The sequence below is a fragment of the Rhodococcus sp. NPDC006774 genome, from assembly GCF_040636045.1.
Lineage (GTDB): Bacteria > Actinomycetota > Actinomycetes > Mycobacteriales > Mycobacteriaceae > Rhodococcoides.
The window spans coordinates 46,637-70,713 of record NZ_JBEYIW010000019.1; the positions used below are offsets into that span (position 1 = coordinate 46,637).

Genomic DNA, 24,077 nt, shown 5'->3' on the forward strand with positions numbered 1-24,077 from the left:
GCGAATCAGACCAGACCACTCCGAGGATGGTCACCGCTGTCCTTTTTGAGATGACTCGTTCAGCTTTTGACGTCGGATGGCAGATACGCCAACGACAATGCTTGCGATCCCAGCCACGAGGACAAGCGTTGACAGCGGATCAAATTCGTGAGTCTCCACACGCGTGTCAAAACCCTGTGCAGCGCAACGCACGACGACCATCGGTAGAAGGGGACGACTGGACTCGACGTCGACAGCCCCCGGATAAGCATTCTCGCAAATTTCTGAGGCCGAGCGACCGAGCCCAATCTGGCTGGTCGCCCCAAATGCAACACCAACGAGCAAGACGCCGATTAGAACCAGCAGGACAGCTGGCCGTAGCCACCGAAAACCTGTATTGCTCATGCGTTCGAATTCTAGCCGCCGTCGAGTTGGCGGCGGTCACGGTGACCGAATCGTGACCAAACTCGTGTTCGCGTGTCTCTCCAACGGTGGGCACTGACCGTACTGTTCGGTTCGTCCTTGATGCCCTTCACTGTGGGAGCTCCATGAAACCGAGCAGGCTACCTCTCAAGTCGCATATTGGCGATCCAAGCCCATTGATCAATGTCCGCTTCAGGCAGCATCGGACGCGAAACCAAATTGTCGCCCGAAGAATGTCACTTATCGGTGCGTTAATTACATCCCTTGCATTGCTAGTTTCTACGCCTGGCGTTGCGAACGCCGATCAATTTCGTAACAACCAGTGGGTCCTCGGCTCCATCGAACGCGAATTTATCGATTTCCTTTCTGGTGCTAACCAATACGGCCAAGGCGGCACCTCGAGTATCGGAGAACCCACCAGTGGCGAGCTCTGGGCAGGAAACAGCAACGAGGGGCGGTGGCAGGAATTCGGGTTTACTAATCGCATTTACTGGTCGCCGAATGTCGACGCAAATAAAGGTCGTCAAATCGGCGGCTTGATCATGAACAAGTGGCTTAATTTGCCATCGCGTCAGTACAGAACGTATGTCAACGGCCCGTATCAGTACGAGAAGCGAAGCGACGAACGTGGACGACTCGGGTACCCGGTCACACGTGAGAGCCCTGCTTCTGGCGGGCGGTACAACAACTTCCAGGGCGGCGCGATTACATACAAGTTCGGAGCCACATCTGCCTATGCCACCTGGGGTAACATTCGCGATCAGTGGGCTGCGCAGAACTACGAGCTTGGACCCTTGGGCTTCCCGAGCAGTGATGAGTACCTGTGTCAAGATGGAACAACGTCCAATGATGGTTACGAGTCATATGGCGCTCCGGACAGAACTTCCAGAACGGCCAGTATCTGACGTCAGGACGCAGGCCGCCGACATTGGGCTACAGCTCAGTCCTCTTCTCCAAACTCACCTATCAGTCATCTTCCCAATACACGACCGCAATTTCGCAGGCATCCACTGCTTGGAATGCACTTGGGAGCGTCCAGGTTACCCCCTATGACCCTGTGAACCCGACGCTCACTAATGTGGAAATTTCCGACGCCAACCGTCCGGACGTCACATGGGCCGGGCTATACAGCAACACCGACTTTGGGGTGGACACTATTCAAATGAATACAGCGAAGCTCGGTAACGCCAGTAATCAACGGAACGTTATGACACACGAGATGGGTCATGCGCTCGGTTTGGCGCATAACTGCAAAAGTCAGCTGATGGATCCGATTTCAAACTCATCGGTTTTTGCGCCGCAGTTCATGGATCAAGCCGCCTACCGTCAACTCTGGGGATGACATGATGAAGGTCAGAAGTTTAGGATCAAAGTACGGCACGGTGGGCGTTGCGAGCTTATTCGCCTGCATTGTATTAGTTGGCTGCAGCACTTCGGCAGGCACGCAACCTGGAGATGCTGGCACGACTGCCAGCGTGACTACGCGCACACAAGCAGTGGAAATGGACTCGGCTTTCGATGTGACAGACCCTCAGCAGCTTGCCGGTTGGGCCGACGCGGTCTTCGTCGGAACAGTGATTGAGCAAGTCGGTACGAAGGCAGTTGGGCCGTTTCCCGAGACGCAGTTTTCTGTTGAGGTGCTTCAGACCCTAAAGGGTGACGTCGCGGGCCAAATACTCGTCAATCAGCAAGGCGGGTATGGCACCGACGGTACGTTGTACTTACTGGACGATGACCCACTGATCGAGCCGGGAGCAACATACCTTATGTCGGCTGGCTTCTTGCCGTCCGAAAACTGGTACACGGTCGCTCCACGCGCGGGCAAAGTGACGTTGTCAGCAGAGGAAGTTGCTGCCGTCAGCGATGGAACTGCGCGGCGATCAACCGATGAGCCAGCGCCGGTCGCAACAATGCGAGATGCCATCGACAACGAGATTCCGTTCGATCCGAACCGCGAGTCGGAGCCCGTCAGCTCCGAACCGCCAGTGCCACCAAGGTAGGTGTGTGACTTCAGTCGACTGGACCGGAAGCTGATCTTCACGTCCCACCAGTGCAGTTCGGGGGTGTATGACTTATTCCCGAACTGCACTGACGTTTTAGCCTGTCTTGGCTGTCGACGGGCCAAATCCTCATCCGCGGTGGCTCCGCTACAGCGGCAGCTCATGGTCCGAGCGTTATTCGGGCAAGTGTCGAACCCTCGTTGGTGATGGCCCGAAACAGCGGGAGACTAATCGGATGCACAGTGGTCAGAGGCAAACCCCGTCTACAATATGTTGACCAGGACTCTCCGAGGTGGATCGACGATACGGCGCGTGGGGGGATCGAAGCTCACGGGCCAGTTCTCGTACAGGTCGGGGGTCATTGTGCGACCGCCAATCGGTGCGGCCCATGTTCGGCGACTGCGTCGGTGACCGCGGGGGCCCAGCGCAAGCCGTGTTCGCCGAACATGGGTGCGGTGAGGGTGTAACGGCCTGTGCGCTGGGCGATTCCGCGTCCGTGGACGGTGGTCTCGAGTGTGATCGAGCGGATGCGGCCCCTGCCTTGCTCGATGCCGCCGTAGCCGACCGGCCGAGAGGAAATCGTCAGATCGAGACCAGGCATTCGACCGTCCGTGATTGCGAATATCCCTGCGTGCTCCGTTGACCGGACTACGCAGCGACACGCCTGATCGCATGAATCCGATCCGAGTGTCGCGGGGTAGACATCACCTACCTCGGCCTCAAGAAAGCGGTGTCGCATGATCGACGAAGCAGAGCGAAACATCGAGCAAGTCCAGATCCCCCGATGGGGCAAGGTCGAAAAATCCGACGGAACCATCCCCTGGCTGGTCGTCGACGAGGATCTGGTGCCGGTAGAGCCGATCCGGCGGTTCCTCCTCGACTTCGTCGCACGGGGTAATCGACCGTGGTCGGTCCGCAGCTACGCCTACGACCTTTTGCGATGGTGGCGATGGCTTCGTGTCTACGAGATCGACTGGGAAAGAGCGACTTCCGCTGAGTCACGGGATCTGGTTCTGTGGATGATGCGGGCCGACAAGCCTCGGAACGCAGCGCGGACCAAATCGCGGACCACTGTGGGAACAGTCAACGTGATCACCCGCAAGCGATATCTCGACGACCGATATTGTGCCCGCACCATCCGCCATTCCAATGCAGTGGTGCGGGCGTTCTACGAGTTCTGGATCGAACGCGGTGAAGGCCCACTGGTCAATCCGATGCCGGTGGCACGAGGGGCGGCCCGGGTGAATGCGCATCACAACCCGCTCGAACCGTTTCGGCCCGGTGGACGGTTGCGGTACAACCCGAAACTTCCCGTCCAGCGTCCCCGGTCCATACCCGACGATCGGTGGCTCGAGCTGTTCGGTGCGCTGCGCTCGAACCGGGATCGGGCATTGTTGGCTTTGGCGGTCAGCAATGGTGCACGAGCTGCGGAAATCCTCGGAATTTCTCTCGAAGACATCGACTGGGGAGACCAGTTGATTCGAGTGACACGTAAGGGGACACGCGTCGATCAGTGGCTCCCAGCCAGCCCGGAAGCGTTCGTGTGGCTTCGCCTGCATCTCGCGGACCTGGGAACATCCTTGGACGTGAACGGATCGCTGTGGCTCACCCTCCGCCGCAGATCCGACTCCTCCGCTGCTCTGGAGTATCGACCATTGACCTACGACGCGCTGCGCAAGGTGCTGACGCGGGCAAACGACGTTCTGGGCACCAACTGGACGATGCACGACCTCCGCCACACCGCAGCCATACGAATGGCACACGACGGAACACTCACCTCGCGCGACATACAGACGATCCTCGGGCACGCGCACCTGTCGACCACGACCGAGATCTATCTCGTCGAAGACCAAGACGACACCATCCGAAGGGTCCAGCATCATCTCGCGCACCGAGCCGAACACATGATCAGCAATCCCCCTACCGTGGCCGCTGGTTACGACTCTGCGGATCTGAATGTGCTGTTCGGAGCGGTCGAGTCATGAACGTGACACCCACCGAGCTGCCGGTCGCACAGCGGGCCAACCCACGGTTGCAGTACCGATTCAAGCGCCACGAAGACCTTGCCGACTCCGCTCCGATCGGCGGGGCCAAGGATCTACTCGACATCGAAGAGATCCTCGATACTGTTCCAGTATTTCTGTATCCCAATGGTTCTCGTGAACACGGTGCCAAAAGGGCATGCCGACTGATCCTGGAGTGGCTTCTGACCTTCCCCGGCGCGGGATGGCAGGAGCGCTGGGTTCATTCCGGTGCCGACGTAGGATCGTCCGACTGGCTCGACACCTTCCACGACAATGCCGACCCACGAACAGTGGTGACCCGAAGCCAAGAACTGCGGCGCGGCCTGATCCTTCTTCTGGTCGCGCGGGTTGTCTTTCCCAGTTACGAGTCCATGTCAGCAATGCAGTGGACCGGGCTATACGCCAAGCTGCGCACCGCTCACCACCCCGAGATGTTCACAGCGTTGGAGGCCCGTGTCTCGGTTCTGGCGGCGAACTCCAAACAATGCAGCACCGCGATGCTGGTGGCATGCAAGATCGTTCTGCATACGGGGCGCGATCTCCATGAACTCACTCCGGAAGACCTGCTGGGCTACCGCGCCTGGAACATGGTCAGTGATCGCCCGACCTCGGCCAGCGTGCAACTGGTGTGGGCGGGACTCGACGGTATCGCCGACCTGCGGGGAATCAAGAGCTTCGCTGCAGCAATTCGGCGCGGACCCCGCCCGACGGGTGAATTGGTCGACCGATACAACCTCGTGAACACGACGGTGCGGAACGTTCTGGTGCGCTACCTCGACGAACGACGACCGAGTCTGGACTACGGCGGCTTCGCCGCCCTTACCGGAGTTCTCGCCGGCAACTTCTGGGCCGATATAGAACTCCACGATCCAGGCCTCGACACCATCGACCTCCCGCCGGACGTTGCGGCCGGGTGGAAGCAACGACTGTCGGTGATCACCGACAAAGACGGAACCACACGCCCACGAGCAGGGCGACTGGCAGTGATGATGACAGTGCGCGGCTTCTACCGCGACATCGCCGAATGGGCAGCCGAAGACCCCACCTGGGTGCAGTGGAGCGTTCCGAACCCCATCCGCAAAAGTGACGTCGAGGGATACAGCAAAGAACGCGCGAAGACGACAGCGGTCGTGCACCAACGAATTCGCGAGCGTTTGCCGCACCTTCCCTCGTTGGTCGATGCCGCTCACGATCGCCGTGACCGATCGGCCGCGCTACTCGCTGCCACCGCGTCGGTGGCGGTCGGAGAGACCTTCGAGCATCTCGGAGTGCGCTACCGCCGGTCCATCGCGCCCTCGTTCACGAAATCCAGCTGCCAGCACGATCATCCACCGGTGCTCGCCGAAGTCATCGACACCGGCGAGATCATCGAAATCGAAATAGAAGAGCACGAGGCATTCTGGGCATGGGCGGTGATCGAGACGTTCCGCCACACCGGAATTCGAGTGGAGGAACTCCTCGAACTCACCCACCTCGCAGTCGTGTCCTACACACTGCCATCGACCGGCGAGATCGTGCCGATGCTGCAAATCGTCCCGTCCAAAACCGGCGAAGAACGCCTTCTGCTGGTCAGTCCGGAACTCGCGAGCGTGCTGGCAACGATCATTGCCCGCCTCCGAACCGCCAATGACGGCACAGTCCCGCTGACCGCGCGATACGACGGCCACGAACGTATTACCGATCCACCGCTACCGCATCTGTTCCAGCATCGAATGGGCTGGCTATGGACGGTGCCGACTCGAAACTTGATCCAGAAGTGGCTCAACCAAACCCTTGCCGCCACCGGAATCGTCGACAACGCGGGCAACCCGCTCCGATACACAGCACACGATTTTCGGCGGATGTTCGCCACCGAATCGGTCGGCAGCGGACTGCCGATCCACATCGTCGCAAAACTGCTCGGGCACAAGCACATTTCCACAACGCAGATCTACACTGCCGTGTTCGACGAGGAGCTCGTTCGTTCCTTCCGCACCTTCCTCGACGCACGCCGCGCCCAGAGACCGGAGGACGAGTACCGCAGCCCCACCGACGCGGAGTGGAACGAATTTCAGCAGCACTTCGAGCATCGCAAACTCGAACTCGGAACCTGCGGGCGTCCCTACAACACCCCATGCAAGCACGAACATGCCTGCATCCGATGCCCCAGCCAGCAGGTTGACCCCAACGCCCGCGTACGGCTGACGGAGATCATCGCCAACCTCCGCGACCGCATCGCTGAGGCACGCAACAACGGCTGGACCGGCGAAGCCGAAGGCCTCCAAACCAGCCTCACCGCGGCAGCAACGAAGCTCGTCAGCCTCGACCGAACGGCAGGCCCGAACGCCATGACATCGCTCGGAATCCCTGCCATGCCTTGAGGGAGCTCCATCAGTTTCTACGCGGGCCGGAGACAGGTGCGCTGCATCTAATTTGGTAAGGACACGGCGACCAGGTCATCTGTTCGCGGCTCCATCTCGCGAAGTAGGTCGAAGGCCTCGGTGTCGGGTCTACCGCAGTGATTCTTCGGAAACTGCGGCCGGTACCCGGCTCCGGACGCATCGACGAGCCACACCGCCGGAGGGTTGAGATAGTCACCCGAGCACGAGTAGAGGATCGACACCCGAAACCGGTAAGACGTGGCCTCGAATGCTGCCGCGACTTCATCGACGCCGTCGCCGGAGTAGGTCAGTTGCCGCACCGCGTAGAACGGAACCTCCACCAACTGCTGGTCCGGGCTCCCACACACCATCACCGACGCGACCGTGAAATCGGCGGGTCGGGAACCGAATTCGGGACTGTGCGGAATGCTCAGTGTTGCCCCCGACAGCACACCGCTCGACACTTCGCGATCGGCGACACACGACGGCACCGTCGCAATCGCCGTCCTCGGGGAGGGCTCAGGCCAGAAGTAGACAGACAAACCCGCAACCAGAACTGCCACCACAGGCAGCACGATCAACCATCTCCGTCGGGTCACGTCAGCTCTCCTCGGTGCGAGCCCTTGTGGTGCAGGGCGTTTCGCTATGACCATCGAGGGCAGCAGTCACGACCGGCGTCGAGTCAGAGACAAGCCCGCGACCGTCGAGACCAAGATCCACCAGCGCACCGTAGAACCAAACCACGATCTTCGGCCATCGGCGAATACCTCACAGCTTCAGTGTGCGAACTCGCCGCGTTGCGGCTGCTGCCGCATGCTGCTCGTGGGCGAACAGCAGTCCGTAGGTGAAACCGTTCTCTGCGGGTCGGGTTCCCGCCGCGGCTCCGAGGCGACGAAGGAACCCTGCTGCGACGAGGCTGTCCTGGTGTTCGCCAAGTACTTCTTGGAAGTGTTTGTAGCGCCGGATCGTTTTCTTCGAGCGCTTCGTGCCGAGTAGCGGTGTCGCCAGCTCCGCGGCGTACCGCGCACGCTTGAACGCCTTACGTGCTCGGTGCAGAGCTTCGTCATCGCCGGCCACGCCTGAGACTGCGGTCTTCAGGCGGATGCGGGCTTTCTTGCCGGCCTTGGTCGCCAGCGACGTCACGTTCCTGCGTGGGAGTGACCGCACCGAGGAGTCGAGGGTGTCGAGGGCCTTGATCAGGGTGGCATACCGGTCACCGGCGAGGACGGTATCGACGTCGGCTCGGTAGGTGCGCTGTTCGGCAGCGAGGGTGGTCTCGATATCGGCGGCCACGGGACCAAGCACCCACTCGTCGGGAAGATCGGCCACCGCTTGAGCGAAGCGGGCGCGCTGTACTTCGTGGTCGCGGACGTGGCCGAGGATTCCGGCGTACCAGGACAGTTCCTCGTCCAGACCGGTGGCGACGGCCGGGTCGAAGGCGCCGCCGAACACTCGCACGGTGCTGCGGAGTCGCCGGATCGCAACGCGGGTGGCATGGATCGGATCCTCACCGCGCCGCAGCGCTGCATCTCCTCCTCGAATGGCACTGATCTGCTCACGCACGTAGGCGGCAACGGGCGCTGCGCCAGCATCTCGAGTCGATGTCGAAGGTTTCGTCGATGTCGTCATCGTTATGGATGCCCCGGATGCGTGCCGATCGAAACCACCACGGTCGATCCACGCAGTCGCCGACCCACCCGCGCGGAGAACGGCTTCACATACGGCATATTGTTCGCGAACGAGCCTCAGGCGGCCGGAGCCGCGCAACGACGCGCTCGCGCACTGAATCTCTGACCGGTGGTCGCAGCCGCTGAGCGTCTGGCGCGCTGTCGGCCCCCTGCGTGTCAGCGATCGTCAGTTCGGGCGTGAACGACTCGCATCACGAACCCTGGATGCCGATCGCGACCGTACTCCCAGCGGATGGTTCGGGTGGGACCGTCCCGAGGAGGCCTGACGCTGATTCCGCGGTAGTCGTACCCGTCTTGCGGTACCTGCTCCCACTCGAAATCTACGGTCTCACCTTCGACCAGGTCGACGCTGGAGCCTGTGATGTAAACCGTCTCGTGCTCGCGTGTCGGAGGCAGGGTGATCGCCCGCAACATGCTGATGTGAACCCAGCAGCCGCTGGGAGTGTCGGCCGACTCGACGACGCCCCACCCTTCTTCACCACTCCACACCGCAACGACACCTGTACAGGTCACCGGCTCAGCGTAGCGACGCCGGTCGCTCCGACTCCACGCATTCCCCCCCTGCGGCGAGTTCCCACAGTGTCAGGTGAGCCGCCTGCCCTGACACGGGCATGCAGGGTGGTGGCGCGTAGAGCGGGGGAGCTTGTGGCGGTGACAGTCTGATTCGGGACCAGTGTGACGGTCTGATTCGGGACCCACCCGGGCTTCGGCGTGGCGTCGTGACGGCTTGATCTGGACCCACTTCCGTGGCGTCAGGAGGACCCGCATCCAGCGGTCCTCGCGGCACCGGAAGTGGGTTTCGGGATGAGGGTGCGTGTGGAACTGTTCGCTGCGATCCGTCGGGACGCCCGGGTCGAGGGCATGTCGATCCGAGCGCTCGCACGCAAGCACCAAGTCGGACGCGGCACCGTTCGCCGGGCCCTCACGTCCGCGGAACCACCGCCGCGGAAGACCCCGGTGCGTTCCTCGCCCCGGTTGGATCCGTTCAAGTCGGCCATCGACGACATGCTCCGCGCCGACCTTGAGGCGCCGCGGAAGCAACGGCACACCGCCCGCCGGATCCACGTCCGCCTCATCGAGGAACACGACGCCATTGAGGTGTCGTACTCGACGGTTCGCGACTACGTCCGCATCCGCCGCACGCAGATCGGCCTCGAAGCTGGCCGCCGGGTCGAAGTCATGATCCCCCAGGAGCACGCGCCAGGCGCAGAAGCAGAAGTCGACTTCGGCGAGCTCTACGTCATCCTGGCCGGGGTGAAGACGAAGGTCTTCCTCTTCACATTCAGGTTGAGTTACTCCGGGAAGGCGGTGCACCGGATCTACGCCACCCAAGGCCAAGAGGCGTTCCTCGAGGGCCACATCGCCGCGTTCAACGAGATCGGCGGCATCCCCGCCCGGCACGTCCGGTACGACAACCTCACCGCCGCAGTCACCCGGGTCGTCAACGCGCGCGGTCGTGAGCGGGTAGAGAACGACCGCTGGGTGCTGTTCCGCTCTCACTTCGGGTTCGACGCGTTCTACTGCCAGCCGGGCATCGCCGGGGCACATGAGAAGGGCGGTGTGGAAGGCGACGTCGGCCGGTTCCGCCGCCAGCACCTCGTGCCCATGCCCGTCGTCGACTCGCTCGACGAGCTGAACGAGAAGGTCCGTGCCTTGGACGCCGCCGACGACCGCCGACGGATCTCGTCGCGGATCCGGACCGTCGGCGAGGACTTCGCGACCGAACGCGAGAACCTCGCGCCGCTCCCGGTCGAGGGGTTCGACCCCGGGCTGATGCTGAACCCGATGGTCGACCGCTCCGCGATGATCACCGTCCGCATGGCCCGGTACTCCGTCCCGGCGCGGTTCATCCACCGCCGCGTCCGCGTCTCCTTGCGCGCATCCGAGGTCGTCGTGTTCGACGGCCGACTCCAGATCGCCCGGCACGCCCGCGTCATCACAAGGGGTGGCCAGTCGGTGAACCTCGACCACTACCTCGAGGTGCTCAAGGGTAAGCCGGGCGCATTGCCAGGCTCCACCGCGTTGGCGCAGGCCCGCGAATCGGGGGCGTTCACGCCTGCGCATGAGGCGTTCTGGGCGAACGCCCGCAGGCGGCTCGGGGATGCGGTCGGCACCCGGGAACTGATCGACGTGCTCCTACTGCACCGCGCCATGGCCGCCGACGAAGTCGAAGCCGGGCTGCTCGCCGCAGTGAGCGTCGGTGCAGTCTCAGCTGATGTGGTCGCGGTCGAAGCACGCCTGCACACCACCCTCGCAGCGCCCACCGGGGCCAGTTCAGACCGTCATCCCGTTGCGCAGCCCAGCGATGGCGAACGACGAGATGGCGACGCCAAGCGCAGCCGGAAGGTCGTGTCCCTCACCGAACGCCTGCTGCTCGACCCGGCCGCGGTCATCGCCGGCCTCCCGCCCGACACCCGGCCGCTGCCGTCGATGGAGAAATACCAGCAACTGCTCGGCCGCCGCACCGGCACCGACCACCACCCCGACCCGATGAGTCCCGATGAGAGCGGAGCACCCCGATGAGCACAGTCACCAGCGTGACCACCACCTTGCGCCGCCGCCGCGGCCTGACCGAGGAAGCCGCCGTAGCGGCGGTCGACCAGGCCTGCCGGAGGCTCCGGCTCCCGACCATGCGGGCCCTGCTTGGCGACGCGGTCGCGGCGGCGAACAAGGACCAGTTGACCTACACCGGATTCCTCGCCGAGCTGCTCCTGGCCGAGTGCGACGACCGCGACCGTCGGTCCACCATCCGGCGCGTGAACGGCGCCGGGTTCCCGCGGAGCAAGTTCCTCGCGGACTTCGACTTCGACGCCAACTCGAACATCAACCCCGCCACCATCCACCAGTTGGCGACCGGCGAGTGGGTGCGGAAGGGCCAGCCGCTGTGCCTGATCGGGGATTCCGGCACCGGCAAGTCTCACCTGCTCATCGGCATGGGGACCGCAGCCGCGGAAAAGGGATTCCGGGTAAAGTACACCCTCGCCACGAGGCTGGTGAACGAGCTTGTAGAAGCAGCCGATGAGAAGCAGTTGGCCCGCACGATCGCTCGTTACGGCCGCGTCGACCTGCTCTGCATTGACGAGCTCGGCTACATGGAACTGGACCGCCGCGGCGCCGAACTCCTCTTCCAGGTCCTCACCGAGCGAGAGGAGAAGAACAGCGTGGCAATCGCGTCCAACGAGGGCTTCGCCGGCTGGACCAAGACCTTCACGGACCCGCGCCTGTGCGCGGCCATCGTCGACCGCCTCACCTTCGGCGGCAACATCATCGAAACTGGTACCGACTCCTACCGGCTGGCGTCGACCCGGTCAGGGAACGCGTCGCGGTGACGCAATCAACCGAGCCTGTTTCGTGCGCACGCCGCACCCGGTGGGCTGTCACTGCGTGCTGTCCCGCGTGGTCATCGGGCGCCCCCGAAGGATCCGGCGGCGTCGCTGGAGAACCCCGAGCGCCAGCACTACCAGCGCAGACGCGGCAGCGAGCGCGCCGATGAGTGTCGCCCGTGTCTGGATCCAGCTGGAGACCACCGCGGAGACGTCAGTGAGTCCGCCACCACGGCCCGCGGCGACCGGGGCGTCGCTGGTGGCCGCCGGGTACCAGTACCAGGCCAGATAGGCACCGGTGAGCAGCAGGACGACAGCGGTGACCCGTGGGCCATGGCGGGCCAATCGCGCGACGTGGCGGGTGAGTCCGCTGCCTGCCGCGGCGGTGGCCAGGGCGAGCAGCAGCAGGACGGTCGCCGAGCCAGCAGCGTAGACACCGAAGACGAGCAGGAGCCCGGCATAGCTGTAGGTGGCCTGCGCCTGCGCGATGACCGCGAGGATCACCCCGAACGTGCACGACAGCGAAGCCAGCGCGTAGCCGACCCCAAACGCAGCCATCCGGGCAGTGGGTGGGAGTCCCGCGGCTGCCCGGCCGGGGATCCGAGGCACCCGCACCGAGACCGAGCGTCCGGCTAGCATCCACAGGCCGAGAACCACCAGCAGGATGCCGACGGCCAGGCCAAGCGACGGCGCGGCGCGAATCAGCCCTCGGGCGCCGGCGCTGACTACCAGGCCAGCTGCCGCGAGGGTGCCGGCGAACCCCACCGCCAACACGAGACCGGCCCGCAGCGCCCGCAGCAGCCGCACCGGGACCGTTGAGGCATCGGTGTCGCCGAGGGTGTGGGTGATCCAGGCCGGGAGTAGCGCGAACCCGCACGGGTTCACGGGCGCGACCATGCCGGCCGCGAAGGCGAGGGTGAGCAGTCCGCCCATGGGTCAGGCTCCGGCCTTTGCCAGTTCGGCGGTGATCGTCGCGGCGTCGGGGTCGGTGGCGCGGAAGGTCACCGTGCCGTCGGCGTCGACGACGATCAGGGTGGACAGAGCGGCCACCTCGAATCGCCGGGAGAGTGCCGCGCCATCGTCGATTGCGGCCGGTACGTGTTCGGCGTCGACGGACTCCATGAAGTCGCCGATCAGGGCCTTGGATTCGCCGGGGTCCATGTCGACGGCGAGGAAGCTTGCCACGGTGCCGGCGTTCTCGGCGGTGGTGGCGGCCTCGCCGAGGGACCGGACGCCGTTGACGCATTCGCCGCACCCGACGGAGAAGAAGAACACCGCGGTGGGCTTCCCGTTGGCGGGCAGGCTGATCTGCTGGCCATCGACGCTGGTCACGGTGGCGGGTGAACCGGAACCGGCGGTCGCGGGGTCGGCACTGTTGCCGCAGGCGGTCAGGGTCAGCGATCCGGCGGCGAGTACGGCGGCGATCGAGAGCGCGGCGTGGTGGCGGCGGGTGATTCTCATCGGTTCTGCTCGTCCTTCGGGTCGACGTTTTCGTTGGTGGGCATGGGCGGGCAGCAGCCGTGGCCGGCGGTGCCGCCGCCGCGGCGGGAGATGGCAATCAGCGCGAGGATCGCCAGGGCGATCCCGGCGCCGATGACCCACGGGTTGCGGAGGAACGCGCCGATACCGGCGATCGCGCCACCGGCGATGAGGATGGGGAGCAAGGCGCAACAGGCGACCATGAGCAGCGCGGCGCCGGCTCCGAGGAGCAGGCCGCTGCCTCCCGGGCGATCGTCGTGGTTGGACATCATCGGTGTTCTCATTCCCTTCAGTGGGTATGGGTCAGCAGCAGCTGTGGCTGTCGTCGGCCGCGGCGGGCGCCTGGAGGCGGTTGAGCAGGCCGGTGGCGAGGGCGGCCCCGATCCGGCACGCCTCGGCCACCGGGACCACCTCCGCGCCGGGGTGCTCGGCCAGCCAGCCCGCGGCGTCCTCGGGGGAGGTGAAGTAGTGCACCTGGTTGCAGAAGGAGGAACGGATCGAGGTGATCTGCTCCGGGTTCACCAGCGACACCACCGCGGTGGGCGGATCGACGCTGGTTGCACCTTCTGTGGGGTCGACGTTGACCCGAACCGGCTCGCCGCTGACCGGGGAGGCCGACTCCACCTTTGCCGGGCGGTCCAGCAGGGCGGGGAAGATCAGCGTGTCCAGCGCACACCAGGTGTAGAGCTCCTCACCGGCCACGGTGAACCGGTGCGGGGTGGGGCGCAGGGTGAGGCCCTGGCCGATGATCCGGCCCTGATCGTCGTACTCGGTGTCCGGCACCGCCGCGAGACCGCGCCGTACGTCATCGAGGGTGCGGCTCGCAGCCGCGGCGAGTTGCTCGACGGTGACGGGGTCGCCGTCGACGAGCAGCCGCAGCAGCGGGATCAGCAGGCCGGCGTCAAGGCCGGTCTCCTCGGGTCGGGTGAGTCGTTGGGGCAGTTGGGTGCTGAGGTCCGACATCGCGGATGCCTCCTTCGTTGAGTGGGGTGGGTGCGGGTCAGGCGCAGCAGGAGAGCTTGGAGACGTCGGTGGTGAAGGCCTTCGCGACGATCCGGATGCCCTCGGTCATGGTCAGGTAAGGCGCCCAGGCGTCGGCGACCTCGGCGATGGTCTTGCCGATGATGTGGACGCCCGCGGCGGCCAGTTCGCCGGCGTCCTTGGCGACCGCGGTCAGGCCGAGGATCTCGCCGGTGTCGGCGTTGGCGACCATCTTGATGAAGCCGCGGGTGTCCCGGTTGACCAGCGTTCGCGGCACGTATTCCAGCGGGAGCACCCGGCAGTCGCAGCGGATCCCGGCCGCGAGGACTTGGGCCTCAGTCATCCCGACTGCGCCGATCGCGGGACTGGTGAACGTGACCCGGGGCAGCCGCATGTAGTCCACCGACCGCTCGGCGTCGGTGAAGGCGTTCTCGGCGACCACGGTGCCGTGGTGGGCGGCGACATAGACGAACTCGGGGTGCCCGGTCACGTCACCGGCCGCCCAGATCCGCGGGTTGGAGGACTGCAGCTGGTCGGTGACCACGATCTCGCCGACCTCGCCAGTCTTCACCTCGACCGCGTCGAGGTTGAGCCCGTCGGTCACCGGTCGGCGGCCGAGAGCGACCAGAACCTCGTCGGCGCGGAACTCCTGCGCGCCACCGGAGACGTCCGCGGTCACCACCACCTGGCCGGTGGCGGCGTCGCGGGTCACGCGGGTCGGGACCGCTCGGCGGACCACCCGGATGCCCTCATCGGCGAAGACCTCCTGCAGCGCCTTGGAGACCTCCGACTCCTCCTTCGACGCGAGCCGGGACCGAACCAGCAGGGTCACCGTCGACCCGAGCCGGGCGAACAGCTGCGCCTGCTCCAGGGCCACGTAGCCACCACCGAGCACCAGCAGCGAGTCGGGGACCTCGGTCAACTCCATCGCCGTAGTCGAGGTCAGGTACCCGGCCTCCTCCAACCCTTGGATCGGCGGGGCCCAGGGACGGGACCCGGTGGCCACCAGGTACTGCGCTGCCTCGATGGTCTCGACGCTGCCATCCGCCGCGGCGACCTCGAGCAGGGGCGAATCCGGAGTGCCGGCGAACGCGGCGTTGCCGCGGCGGACCTGCCAACCGTAGGAGTCGGCGACGTCGACGTACTTCTCACCCCGCAGGGCCTCGACGAGATCCTGCTTTCCGCCGATCAGGGCCGGCATGTCCACCGCGCCCGCGACGCTGGCGATGCCCGGGAACCGGGTCGGCGCGTCCGCGGCCACGTGCCGGGCCTCCGCGGCTGCGATCAGTGCCTTCGACGGCACGCAGCCGGTGTTCACACACGTGCCGCCGAACGTGCCACGCTCGACCATCACCACCGACTTGCCCAGAGAGGTCGCACGAATGGCCGCCGCGAACGCACCGCCGCCGGATCCGATGATCGCGAGGTCGTACCTGGTCTGCATCCCGATTCCTCCCAGAACTGTTGGGAAACGCTCCTGATGCAGCGATACTGGACCTTCCAGTAAAGGGGAAGGTCAAGCGAGACCTGCGACACGATGGAGGCCGGGATGCGGATCGGAGAACTCGCCGAGGCGGCAGGCACGACCACCAAGACTCTGCGGTTCTACGAAGAGCAAGGGCTGCTGCCCCCGGCCGAACGCACACCGGCCGGCTACCGCGACTACACCCCCGACGCGGTCAGCCGGATCGACTTCGTCCACCGCGGCCAAGCGGCCGGGCTCACCCTCGCCCAGATCAAGCAGATCCTCGACATCCGCGACCACGGCCAAGCTCCCTGCGGCCACGTACGTGACCTGCTGGACGCGCGCCTTGCCGACATCGACGCGCAGATCGCCGACCTCACAACACTTCGCGACAACGTGGCTGCGCTCCGCGACGATGCAGCCCTCCCAGAGCCCGAAACCTGTAGCCCCGATCAGGTCTGCAGATACCTATAGCCCTCGCCACTCGGCAGTGACCACCGAGACCAAGGGCGTGATTAGCCGGTGCCAGGTGGGTCCCAGTCAGGCCGTCATCGTGGTCCCAGATCGGGTTGACACAGCCAAGCTTGAGGGCTTCTATCTCTCCTCTAGGGGTGCGGTAGTCGAGGAACCTGCTCCAGTAGTCGAGATGCGTGAGTCGATCGAGAACCAGTGGATCCGTACACCGAATAGTCAGGCATTCGGTAACGCAGTGGGAGGTGCGCCGTCCGTGGCGCACCTCCCACTGCCTTACGCCGGGAGTTCATACTCCTGTGTGGTGACCGCAGGTACTCTTTCGATGGCCGTGAGCGGGTCGCCCTTGAGTTGACCACAGCTGTCTTTCGGCAGCTCGAGGCGCACTGCGCGAGATTGTGGATCTACAGCCCACACCACCGGGATCGGCGCTGAGCCGACAGCATCGCAATCCTCTGGATCGCGGGGTGGGTCGGTCGGTGTGTTCACAACCGCTAGCGCACCGACCACGTCCCCGCCTGCGCGTTCGGTCTGGCGCATTATCTGCGTGCCGTTCTCCGGTCGGTCACCGTAAAATTCACACACCACAAAGCCCACTGCATCGAAGGTGGCCGGAAGTGCGCCTGCGACTGGGGCATTAGGGATACCGGGATTACTGGTCGCGGCACCAGGCATCGCACTCACGACGACGTTCGGGGCAAGGCAAGATGCCTGCGGGACGACCTGACCTGCCGGTAAGGCTACCGATTCGCCGCGGGATTGAAACCAGAACGTAGCCCCGGCGACAACAATGAGCAGCGCGACTCCACCGATAGCCACGCTGCGTCTTCTAGACATGGTCGCATCGTAAGCGCACCACACCCCTAGAGCTTGCTGGTCAGATGTAGAGCAGGTGGGTGGCGGTACCGTCGAAGCGTTCGAGGTTGTCGAGGACGCCGGTGTAGTTTGCGGGCCCACAGGCGACGATAATCCATGGGTCGGCATGGCACCGATCGAGTCGCCCCGTCGATATCGATCATCGGCGACCCGCTCGTCCTCAGGACTGGGCCGGGGCCAGCCGCGCGGACGGGTCGGTGTCGTAGTGCTCACTGGTCTGCGTTCCTGACAGAGTGGAGTCACATTCAGGGCGTTTGTTCACTGTTCACCTGTCCGTCGCCCTATGGTTGCTCGCGGCGGCTGCGACGGTCGACGGGCCGGGTGATACTGCAGTAATGCCGCTGACACCTGACACCCCGCACGAGCGAGATCGGATGCTCGCGTTCGCCGTGCAGTGGATGCCGTACGGGGGCGGCGACGCCGAGGACATCATGGTTGCCTTCGGGATTCCGCCGGAGACGTATTTCCGCAGGCTGCGACACCTGCTGGCCGACCCCGCGCGGCCCGTCGACCTCGATTCCCGGACCACGGACGCTTTGCTGCACGTATGCCGTCGTCGCCTCGAACACAGCGCGGCATCCGCCGGCCGCCCACAGGTAGGGCAATGACCAGCACACGCGAAGCGGCCACCGCCAGGGAATCGGCGCAGTTCATCACACATTCACCTGGGGCGGAACACTCGCCACGTTCCGGTGGCCAGAAGATGAACGCACCCAGCACGAAACCGTCGTCGACCACATCCCGGCGAGGGCCCGACAGCTCCGATCGTGCGCAGGCGCAGATCTTCGCGGCAATGCTGACTGTCGAGATCAACGCTGTTTCGGCGCTCGTCGACGAAGCCGAACAACTCGCCCACAAAGCCGGGCGAATCGGCCAAGGCACCGCCCGGCTCTGGCACAACGAAGAAGCCCGGTCGCAGCGAAAATTGCTGTACGCGCTGCACCGCCAACTCGACGCCCTCCACACACGGTTTACCGATGTCTCGGGGTAGGCACCGACTGCCCGACTCCGGAACCACGCCGGACACCCAATTGACCACACCCCGAACAGAGCGGATCGTTCAAAAGATGACTACCACCGAACACGAGCACATCGACGCCGTCCGCGATCGCCTCGGTGCCCAGTTTCCCGATGTGCCGCGCCCGGTCATCGACGACACCATCGCCGCCGAGCATGCCCGTTTCGAGGGCAACTCCATCCGCGATTTCGTCCCGTTGTTCGTCGAACGCAAAGCCCGCCAAGCACTCCAGGCCCACGCCCACTAGCGGTCCGCGACACTCCGCCGGTTCAGGTCGAGGGAACGCTTTGGTGCAGCCACGAACTCTGCCCGTTCTCGGCAGCACGATCAGCTTCACCGATGCGGGTACCGGTCCACTCGTACTGTTCCTGCACGGCAATCCCACCTCGTCCTACCTGTGGCGCAACATCACGCCCGCCGTCGCAGCACACGGCTACCGCACAATCGCGGTGGATCTGATCGGCATGGGAGCCTCAGGCAGGGTACGGTCCGTCGAGAGCGTGTGACTGGCTAGCTCAGACACCTCGACTTGCTAACCCCGCTTAGTCCGGATAAGAGTACGGTTTCGGGCCAGCAGGGCACGTGCGCGGGTCGGCGGTACGTCGCGACCGTGGACGGTACTGATGACCAGATCGATCCCATCGATGCAGATATTGGCGGCGTCGAGAGGGTCTGCTTGACCGGGGTCGATCAGGGCGACCTTCGACAAGTCCCCGCCGTGTTCGTGGACGGCGAGGAGCCCGAACTTGGGTTGACCGATCAGTGCGACGTGGTGGCCGGCCACGGTGGCGGTGGCGACGAGTCCGACGAGAATCGATCCGGCACCGGTGATCGACAGGGCCGTTCCACGGGCCAGTGCGCCGCGCGGGAGCAGTTCCGACAGCGGCATGGGTACCGGCAGGGTTTTGAGGGTTCGCGAGCGCACGGGGCCGCTCAGGGCCCGTTCATCGCCGTCGGTCGCGGCGGCCTGCGCGTTCGGCTGCGAGGGGGCGAATGCGGGCGAGTCGTCGGAGTCGGCGGGTGCGTGGTCGCGGCGTCCGGGGATCGCGGCCATGCTGCGGCGAAGAGCGGCGAGCTGCGCAGCCTTGTCCAGGTTGGTCAGGTCGGGGATCGTGTCGGCGGTACCGGCCATGAGTGCGACCTTTCGCCGAACGGATCAATGCCCTCAATCTATGCGAACATACGTTCGATGTCGAACTACCTGCGTACGCCCGTAGCTGGCCCTGGTTCGCGAACCCTGGCGGCGTTCACGAGGTGGTCGAGGGAGAGTTCGGGGTCGGCCGTCAGGTGGCGATGTTCGGCGAGCAGACGCCTGACGCGATCGAGGTCCGCGCGCACGGTCGGGTCGTCGGGGTCGTAGCCCTCGTCGATGATGGCGGCGCGTTCGTCTGGGTCCATGTCTAGTTCGACGCGGCGGCGTCGGGTGCGGTTCCCGTGTCGTAGATCAGGTCGTCAGAGCCGTCGTAGCGGTAGGCCCGCTGTCCGCTGGGGAGCGTCACCCATCCGGCCTGTCCGTGATCGGGAGTCGGATCGAAACTGCGGTCGCTGGTCATGGGATCAGTATCTCGTTCGCCGTGCCTGCACGGTCGGGTGGTCAGCTGTTGACGAGTTGACTGGCTCGCTGAAAAGTCACTCCGAGAAGCGCTCCGATGTCGCGGACGGGTACCTGAGCGGTGGCGAGCTTCTTCGCGAAGGCCTCGGTGCTGGCTTTGACGCGGGCTTCGTCCTCGGCCAGACGTGCTCGCTGTGTCGCGATCTCGGCGATGCGGACTGCCAGGTCCTCTCCCCCGGGCTCGAGTTCGATGTGCTGCTCGATCTCGACATCGGCGAGGGCCACTCCGGTTTCGAGGGCGATCAGCTCTTTCGCCGCGGTGGGGACATCGTCGATGCGACGGGCCTGAGTGAGGGCGTCGAGTTCGGGGACGGCGATCATCCACCACTTGCCGTCTCGGGTCACCGACACCGTGTAGGTCTTGTTCACTGCTGCGCCTCCTTCATGGCTGCGAGGATCTTGCGGTAGACGCCGGGCGAGATCGTCCGGTGCCCATCGGGCACAGTCACTTTGACTGCGCCATCGGCCGAGACCCACGTACTGTGCGAGCCGACCGTGCGGACCGAAGTGAACCCAGCCGCCTTGAGGGCCTTGACCACTTTCCGCGTGGGCCGCTCGGTAACCATGACTTTAGTCTAGTTCATTGGACACTTTCTAGTCAAGTCGACTAGACGAAATATGGCCGAGTAGCGGTGCTGTGGTCGACACGGAGGAAGTGCCTATTCCATATTTCCTCATCTGGTGTATCTGCCTGCGAATTCGGTCCGGTTAGGGTGGTCATCGACAGCAATGTGTTTCCATTCGAGAGAGGCCGCATCGAACCGTGGCGAAAAAAGTATTCACTCAATTGGTCGACGATATCGACGGCTCGGTCATCGACGACGAATCAGGCGAGACGATCGAATTCTCCGTCAGTGGTGTCGACTACCTCGTTGACCTGAAGGCGAAGAACGCCAGCGAGTTTCACCGGAAGATCGGCTACTACATCGAGCACGCAACCCGGGTCGGCGGGCGTAAGCGTCGACACTCCCCCACCTCCACGCCTCCATCTGCTGCACCCTCGAACAGCGGGGCCACACGTGATCCGGCTCAGACCAGAGCGATCCGGCAATGGGCCGCAGACAATGGTTACGAAATCAACGATCGCGGCCGCATTCCCGCTGCGATCGAAGAAGCGTTCAACGCTGCACACTGACGTATTCGGCCTCGTCGGTCGGTTTTCTCCTCTGCCCTACACCAACCGGCCTCCCGATTTGCTCACGAAACGACTGCGCGAGATCAAAGCCAGGCCGTGCGTGCGCTGCGGGCATGTGTGCCGGGATCCTGTTCTGCGCAGGCAAGACTCTCTGATCTTTGGTTCGAGTTCGAGTTAGCGGACGGCAGTGGTAACCGGATCGAGAAGGAACAGGCACTGCTGCTCCACGTAGCGGTCGACCTCCGCCGTGACGCCAAGGTTCGTTCCGACGCCAATAGTGTCTGGCACCGAGCCGATCCAGTTGAGGTCGTAGCTGGTGTTCTCATCACGGAACTGGAAACTTGGCCCGGGCTGCGAGAAGGTTTCGCTGAAGTCGCCGGCGTTGATGAGGATGTCGTATCTGGTACTCGCGCCCTCGTGAGGTCCCATCGCGACGATGCTGCCCGGGAACGAGATTGTCTGACCTCGATGAGCCGCAGCGAACGCTGCGATGTCAGGCGAGCAAGTGTCGGTCAATGCGAGCAGGGCCGCGAACTCCGGACTGTTCTCCGACGTGAGAACAACGTCGTCAGGCAACGGCGATGGTGTAGGCGTCGCCGTGGCCATCGATTCCGGGGACGGTTGCTCGTTCGGGGCCGCTACCTCACTGGGCGCAGGACTGGCAGTTTCCGCAGGGCCGGTATCTCTTTCGCCGATAATGCCGATGGTGAAGATGACCGCGAGCGCAAGCGCGAACACGCCGCCACCGACAATCAAAAGGCCCCGACGAGACTTGGGTGCCGGGCGTCGGAACGTGATCTCCGTCCGGATCTTCGCGGGTACCTGAGAGACAACCTCCCAGCCTTCACTTTCCCACTTTTCGATGGTCCGCGACTCCATGCCGCGAACCGCGCGGACCGTCATAGTCTCATAAGTGATTTCGGTGTCCGTTGTCATGCGTCAGCTCCAAGATCTTCGCCGGAACGTCACCGGACTCGCGAGGACCCTACCGAACGACAACGCTGAAGTGACCGGCGGCACTGAGGACTCGGTGCAACCGTGTCGAGTGGAATAGGTCTCAGCTTCGCCAGCAGAAGTGTGCGCGTCGCAGTGGCTCGATTCTCGGTCAGCGACTTGAACCTACGAAGTCACGACCGGTGTCCATCCGGGCGTACTCGTCGTCGACTCGGTCGTCCGTGCCCGCTTCATCGATGCCTGGGCTCTGGCCTTGGCCGGGGTCGGTGGTGTGCGTGTGGTTGGCTGCGAGGGGGGTTGCGGTGCTGCGTTCGCTGGCGATGTTCTGCTGGACCTGTGTCCAGGTCTTGATGTGTCGAGAGACGGTCGAGGTGTGCAGCTCGAGGTGGCGGGCGATGTCACTCAACGACCAGTCGGGGTGCGCGAGGTAGAGGTCGACGCTGGTCCACACGGCGGGCTTGAGCAGGCCGTTATCGAGGTCCTCGTCTATCCCGGCGAGCGCCGATCCTGCTGTTGCGCTGTACTGTTCGCTCTCCACGCGATCGATTGGGTATTCGATGCGAACTGTCTCGGTGGCCGTATCGAAGGATTGGGGGGTCTCGATCGTGGTTGCGGCACGGCGGCGGGGTGCGCGGAGCACGACAGCGACGATCTCGCTCATCGTGAGGACCATCGCGGGCGCTAATGCTGCTATTGCCGCTGCGACGGCGGCGTTGAGGACGGTTGCGGTCAGGACGGCGTGATAGGCGTTGCCTGCGATGGACAGGATCGCCGAGACGGTCAGCACTGCCACGACGAGTCGCCGGCCTCTTTTGGTGGCGGCGTCGGTGTGTTGAGAGAGGGCGATCCGGATGACGGCGGCGGCGAGGATCGGGCCGTCGAGAGCGACGGGGATGACCCAGGCATCGGCCGGGTGGATGCCGGCCATGACGGCGAGGTCGAGCAGGGTGGAGAAGGAGAGCTTGAAGGATGCTGCGCCGACGACGATGGCGATGGCCAGGCCGGTGATCAGGGCACCGGTCAGGACGCGGGGGTGGATGTCGAGGGTGTCCTCGCTGGTGGGGTCGTGGTCGGGGGTATTAGCGTTGTTCATTGATCGCAGGTCCGTTCTGTGATCGACCGGCCCCGGCGGTGTTGGAGCACTGTCGGGGCCTTCGCGGTCGGATGATGTAATTCGGTGTGGCCACAGGTGCGCGAGGAGATCGCAGATCTCTGCGCTTCTGTTGCGCGGTCGGGGAAATGGACGTCGCGGCCGAAGTCATTGCATTACAACCGCTTCGGCGGGTGGGGTCTACCGCCTGGGCCGAGCAGGGCCAGCAGCCTTGGCATCGGCGGCGGTCCAGCCGTGCACGCCGGCTGGGCGGCACTCGTCGTGATAGACCGGATCGGCCGGCACCGAATTCGCTGGAGTCTCGGAGTGCCACTGGTCGCACCAGGCGCACTGTGCGACCACCCGTTCGGCGGTCATGAAGTCGCCTCGGCGGCAAGGCCGAACTGAGCGCCACCGGTCGTGTCGGTGGTGTGGCGATTGGCGTGGGTGCTCATTGTGTGTCAGCTCCTGGCGGTTGTGGCGCGGGGTGTGGGTGCTCCGTCGCGTTGCTCGCGGGCCCGAATGAGGGCTGCGTAGACGGCTGATCGGCTCAGGCCGTACAGCTCCATGAGTTTCACGGCACCGAACTCGCCGGATTCGTAGTCCTTGAGGATACGTTCGTGTTGCAGTGCAGTGAGTTTGGGCTTGCGTCCGGTCATCCGGCCCTGCTCTTTGGCGATCGCGACGCCCTCACGGGTGCGTGCGCGAGTCAGGTCGGCCTCGAACTCGGCCATCGCGCCGAGAACAGTGAAGAACATCTTGCTCGACGGATCACCTGGACTGTAGACCTGGCCACCGTAGATCAACCGTGCACCTTTGGCATCGAGCTCGGTGACGATCGCATTGAGGTCGGTCACCGACCGACCGAGTCTGTCGAGCTTGGTGACCACCAAAGTGTCCCCCTCCCCCACTGCCGCGAGAGCTTCGGTGAGACCGGGCCGCTCGCGATTGCGCCCGGTGTATCCGCGGTCGGTGTAGATGTTGCCGGTGTCGACGCCCATCTTGCGAAGGGCTGTGCGCTGCGCTCGTAGATCCTGTCCTCGTGTGGAGCATCGGGCGTACCCGATCAGGTTTTCGTCCACCTGAAGCCCTTCGTCTCGGAATCTGCGATCAAACTGGGATTACTTACAACACTATCTATCAAGACACCGACAAGCTGGTCCGAGCGTCGATGTGTCAGTTTCAGAAGACGACTGCAT

General features: G+C 64.3%; 31 protein-coding genes. 14 read left to right on the plus strand and 17 right to left on the minus strand.

Annotation, left to right across the window (positions count from 1 at the left end):
• Positions 1-527: 527 nt before the first annotated feature.
• The 3 genes from ABZ677_RS22390 to ABZ677_RS22400 all read left to right on the plus strand — a co-directional run bounded on the left by ABZ677_RS22390 (position 528) and on the right by ABZ677_RS22400 (position 2,402).
• The gene (locus ABZ677_RS22390) at positions 528-1,307 is read left to right on the plus strand and encodes a hypothetical protein (protein WP_358373383.1); all 780 of its coding nucleotides are present in this window, start codon (positions 528-530) and stop codon (positions 1,305-1,307) included.
• A 173-nt stretch (positions 1,308-1,480) separates the two neighbouring features.
• Positions 1,481-1,744 carry a matrixin family metalloprotease gene (locus tag ABZ677_RS22395; RefSeq protein WP_243610577.1) on the plus strand — a complete coding sequence of 88 codons (264 nt, stop codon included), beginning with the start codon at positions 1,481-1,483 and terminating at the stop codon, positions 1,742-1,744.
• 160 nt (positions 1,745-1,904) lie between these two features.
• Complete coding sequence (locus tag ABZ677_RS22400; protein ID WP_008720607.1) at positions 1,905-2,402, plus strand: hypothetical protein; 498 nt, start codon at positions 1,905-1,907, stop codon at positions 2,400-2,402.
• A 358-nt stretch (positions 2,403-2,760) separates the two neighbouring features.
• On the opposite strand, the gene ABZ677_RS22405 is transcribed toward ABZ677_RS22400, so the two are convergent.
• Positions 2,761-3,003, minus strand: coding sequence for a hypothetical protein (locus ABZ677_RS22405; protein WP_358373387.1), 243 nt, complete (start codon positions 3,001-3,003; stop codon positions 2,761-2,763).
• A 136-nt stretch (positions 3,004-3,139) separates the two neighbouring features.
• Here ABZ677_RS22405 and ABZ677_RS22410 point away from each other — a divergent pair, with 136 nt between their 5' ends.
• Both ABZ677_RS22410 and ABZ677_RS22415 read left to right on the plus strand, forming a co-directional pair.
• Positions 3,140-4,387 carry a site-specific integrase gene (locus ABZ677_RS22410; RefSeq protein ID WP_008720613.1) on the plus strand — a complete coding sequence of 416 codons (1,248 nt, stop codon included), beginning with the start codon at positions 3,140-3,142 and terminating at the stop codon, positions 4,385-4,387.
• Complete coding sequence (locus ABZ677_RS22415) at positions 4,384-6,786, plus strand: site-specific integrase (RefSeq protein WP_008720616.1); 2,403 nt, start codon at positions 4,384-4,386, stop codon at positions 6,784-6,786. The genes ABZ677_RS22410 and ABZ677_RS22415 overlap by 4 nt, the downstream gene beginning before the upstream one ends.
• 47 nt (positions 6,787-6,833) lie before the next feature.
• Here ABZ677_RS22415 and ABZ677_RS22420 read toward each other — a convergent pair whose 3' ends face one another.
• Positions 6,834-7,385, minus strand: a complete 552-nt coding sequence (locus ABZ677_RS22420) for a hypothetical protein (RefSeq protein WP_157226224.1) — start codon at positions 7,383-7,385, stop codon at positions 6,834-6,836.
• A gap of 169 nt (positions 7,386-7,554) precedes the next feature.
• Complete coding sequence (locus ABZ677_RS22425) at positions 7,555-8,415, minus strand: CHAD domain-containing protein (protein WP_051048276.1); 861 nt, start codon at positions 8,413-8,415, stop codon at positions 7,555-7,557.
• A gap of 21 nt (positions 8,416-8,436) precedes the next feature.
• Here ABZ677_RS22425 and ABZ677_RS22430 point away from each other — a divergent pair, with 21 nt between their 5' ends.
• Entirely contained in the window at positions 8,437-8,580 is a 144-nt protein-coding gene (locus tag ABZ677_RS22430; protein ID WP_157226225.1) for a hypothetical protein, read from the plus strand.
• A 50-nt stretch (positions 8,581-8,630) separates the two neighbouring features.
• Here ABZ677_RS22430 and ABZ677_RS22435 read toward each other — a convergent pair whose 3' ends face one another.
• The gene (locus ABZ677_RS22435) at positions 8,631-8,987 is read right to left on the minus strand and encodes a hypothetical protein (protein ID WP_051048277.1); all 357 of its coding nucleotides are present in this window, start codon (positions 8,985-8,987) and stop codon (positions 8,631-8,633) included.
• A gap of 291 nt (positions 8,988-9,278) precedes the next feature.
• On the opposite strand from ABZ677_RS22435, the gene istA reads away from it, so the two are divergent.
• Positions 9,279-10,997: an IS21 family transposase gene (gene istA / locus ABZ677_RS22440; RefSeq protein WP_008720624.1), complete on the plus strand. Its 1,719-nt coding sequence runs from the start codon at positions 9,279-9,281 to the stop codon at positions 10,995-10,997.
• Positions 10,994-11,803 carry an IS21-like element helper ATPase IstB gene (gene istB / locus ABZ677_RS22445; protein WP_006246577.1) on the plus strand — a complete coding sequence of 270 codons (810 nt, stop codon included), beginning with the start codon at positions 10,994-10,996 and terminating at the stop codon, positions 11,801-11,803. The genes istA and istB overlap by 4 nt, the downstream gene beginning before the upstream one ends.
• A gap of 48 nt (positions 11,804-11,851) precedes the next feature.
• Here the strand turns inward: istB and ABZ677_RS22450 are convergent, their stop codons facing one another.
• Genes ABZ677_RS22450 through merA form a run of 5 tightly spaced genes read right to left on the minus strand, consistent with a single transcriptional unit; the run spans position 11,852 to position 15,701 of the window.
• A complete protein-coding gene (locus ABZ677_RS22450) occupies positions 11,852-12,730 on the minus strand; it encodes a cytochrome c biogenesis protein CcdA (RefSeq protein ID WP_048472691.1) in 879 nt (292 codons plus the stop codon).
• 3 nt (positions 12,731-12,733) lie between these two features.
• Positions 12,734-13,258, minus strand: coding sequence for a redoxin family protein (locus tag ABZ677_RS22455; protein ID WP_006246580.1), 525 nt, complete (start codon positions 13,256-13,258; stop codon positions 12,734-12,736).
• Positions 13,255-13,548: a hypothetical protein gene (locus tag ABZ677_RS22460; RefSeq protein ID WP_006246581.1), complete on the minus strand. Its 294-nt coding sequence runs from the start codon at positions 13,546-13,548 to the stop codon at positions 13,255-13,257. Before ABZ677_RS22460 ends, ABZ677_RS22455 begins: the two co-directional genes overlap by 4 nt.
• A gap of 31 nt (positions 13,549-13,579) precedes the next feature.
• Positions 13,580-14,239: an organomercurial lyase MerB gene (merB, locus tag ABZ677_RS22465; RefSeq protein WP_006246582.1), complete on the minus strand. Its 660-nt coding sequence runs from the start codon at positions 14,237-14,239 to the stop codon at positions 13,580-13,582.
• Between the two features lie 37 nt (positions 14,240-14,276).
• Complete coding sequence (gene merA, locus ABZ677_RS22470; protein WP_006246583.1) at positions 14,277-15,701, minus strand: mercury(II) reductase; 1,425 nt, start codon at positions 15,699-15,701, stop codon at positions 14,277-14,279.
• Positions 15,702-15,806: 105 nt separating this feature from the next.
• Here merA and ABZ677_RS22475 point away from each other — a divergent pair, with 105 nt between their 5' ends.
• The 5 genes from ABZ677_RS22475 (at position 15,807) to ABZ677_RS22495 (ending at position 18,593) form a co-directional block, all read left to right on the plus strand.
• Positions 15,807-16,196 (plus strand): heavy metal-responsive transcriptional regulator, encoded by a 390-nt coding sequence (locus tag ABZ677_RS22475; RefSeq protein WP_006246584.1) that lies wholly within the window; start codon positions 15,807-15,809, stop codon positions 16,194-16,196.
• Positions 16,197-17,404: 1,208 nt separating this feature from the next.
• Complete coding sequence (locus ABZ677_RS22480) at positions 17,405-17,677, plus strand: DUF3263 domain-containing protein (protein WP_042940340.1); 273 nt, start codon at positions 17,405-17,407, stop codon at positions 17,675-17,677.
• Positions 17,674-18,060 carry a hypothetical protein gene (locus ABZ677_RS22485; RefSeq protein ID WP_008720645.1) on the plus strand — a complete coding sequence of 129 codons (387 nt, stop codon included), beginning with the start codon at positions 17,674-17,676 and terminating at the stop codon, positions 18,058-18,060. The genes ABZ677_RS22480 and ABZ677_RS22485 overlap by 4 nt, the downstream gene beginning before the upstream one ends.
• A 76-nt stretch (positions 18,061-18,136) precedes the next feature.
• Positions 18,137-18,334 (plus strand): three-helix bundle dimerization domain-containing protein, encoded by a 198-nt coding sequence (locus tag ABZ677_RS22490; protein WP_008720647.1) that lies wholly within the window; start codon positions 18,137-18,139, stop codon positions 18,332-18,334.
• Positions 18,335-18,377: 43 nt separating this feature from the next.
• A complete protein-coding gene (locus ABZ677_RS22495) occupies positions 18,378-18,593 on the plus strand; it encodes an alpha/beta fold hydrolase (protein ID WP_042940341.1) in 216 nt (71 codons plus the stop codon).
• A gap of 26 nt (positions 18,594-18,619) precedes the next feature.
• On the opposite strand, the gene ABZ677_RS22500 is transcribed toward ABZ677_RS22495, so the two are convergent.
• From ABZ677_RS22500 to ABZ677_RS22520, 5 genes are all read right to left on the minus strand, one after another.
• Positions 18,620-19,219, minus strand: a complete 600-nt coding sequence (locus ABZ677_RS22500; protein ID WP_358373402.1) for a hypothetical protein — start codon at positions 19,217-19,219, stop codon at positions 18,620-18,622.
• A gap of 65 nt (positions 19,220-19,284) precedes the next feature.
• Positions 19,285-19,485 carry a hypothetical protein gene (locus ABZ677_RS22505; protein ID WP_155291147.1) on the minus strand — a complete coding sequence of 67 codons (201 nt, stop codon included), beginning with the start codon at positions 19,483-19,485 and terminating at the stop codon, positions 19,285-19,287.
• 2 nt (positions 19,486-19,487) lie between these two features.
• Positions 19,488-19,640 carry a hypothetical protein gene (locus ABZ677_RS22510; RefSeq protein WP_196249247.1) on the minus strand — a complete coding sequence of 51 codons (153 nt, stop codon included), beginning with the start codon at positions 19,638-19,640 and terminating at the stop codon, positions 19,488-19,490.
• Between the two features lie 41 nt (positions 19,641-19,681).
• Positions 19,682-20,068, minus strand: coding sequence for a HicB family toxin-antitoxin system (locus tag ABZ677_RS22515; protein ID WP_358373406.1), 387 nt, complete (start codon positions 20,066-20,068; stop codon positions 19,682-19,684).
• A complete protein-coding gene (locus ABZ677_RS22520; protein WP_358373409.1) occupies positions 20,065-20,265 on the minus strand; it encodes a type II toxin-antitoxin system HicA family toxin in 201 nt (66 codons plus the stop codon). The genes ABZ677_RS22515 and ABZ677_RS22520 overlap by 4 nt, the downstream gene beginning before the upstream one ends.
• A 197-nt stretch (positions 20,266-20,462) precedes the next feature.
• Here ABZ677_RS22520 and ABZ677_RS22525 point away from each other — a divergent pair, with 197 nt between their 5' ends.
• Positions 20,463-20,834, plus strand: coding sequence for an Lsr2 family protein (locus ABZ677_RS22525; protein WP_358373411.1), 372 nt, complete (start codon positions 20,463-20,465; stop codon positions 20,832-20,834).
• A 174-nt stretch (positions 20,835-21,008) separates the two neighbouring features.
• Here ABZ677_RS22525 and ABZ677_RS22530 read toward each other — a convergent pair whose 3' ends face one another.
• The 3 genes from ABZ677_RS22530 to ABZ677_RS22540 all read right to left on the minus strand — a co-directional run bounded on the left by ABZ677_RS22530 (position 21,009) and on the right by ABZ677_RS22540 (position 23,960).
• Entirely contained in the window at positions 21,009-21,770 is a 762-nt protein-coding gene (locus ABZ677_RS22530; protein ID WP_358373414.1) for a DUF4839 domain-containing protein, read from the minus strand.
• Between the two features lie 169 nt (positions 21,771-21,939).
• On the minus strand, positions 21,940-22,881 hold the full coding sequence (locus ABZ677_RS22535) for a DUF2637 domain-containing protein (RefSeq protein WP_358373417.1): 942 nt from the start codon (positions 22,879-22,881) through the stop codon (positions 21,940-21,942).
• Between the two features lie 458 nt (positions 22,882-23,339).
• Positions 23,340-23,960, minus strand: a complete 621-nt coding sequence (locus tag ABZ677_RS22540; protein ID WP_032390479.1) for a recombinase family protein — start codon at positions 23,958-23,960, stop codon at positions 23,340-23,342.
• Positions 23,961-24,077 lie beyond the last annotated feature (117 nt).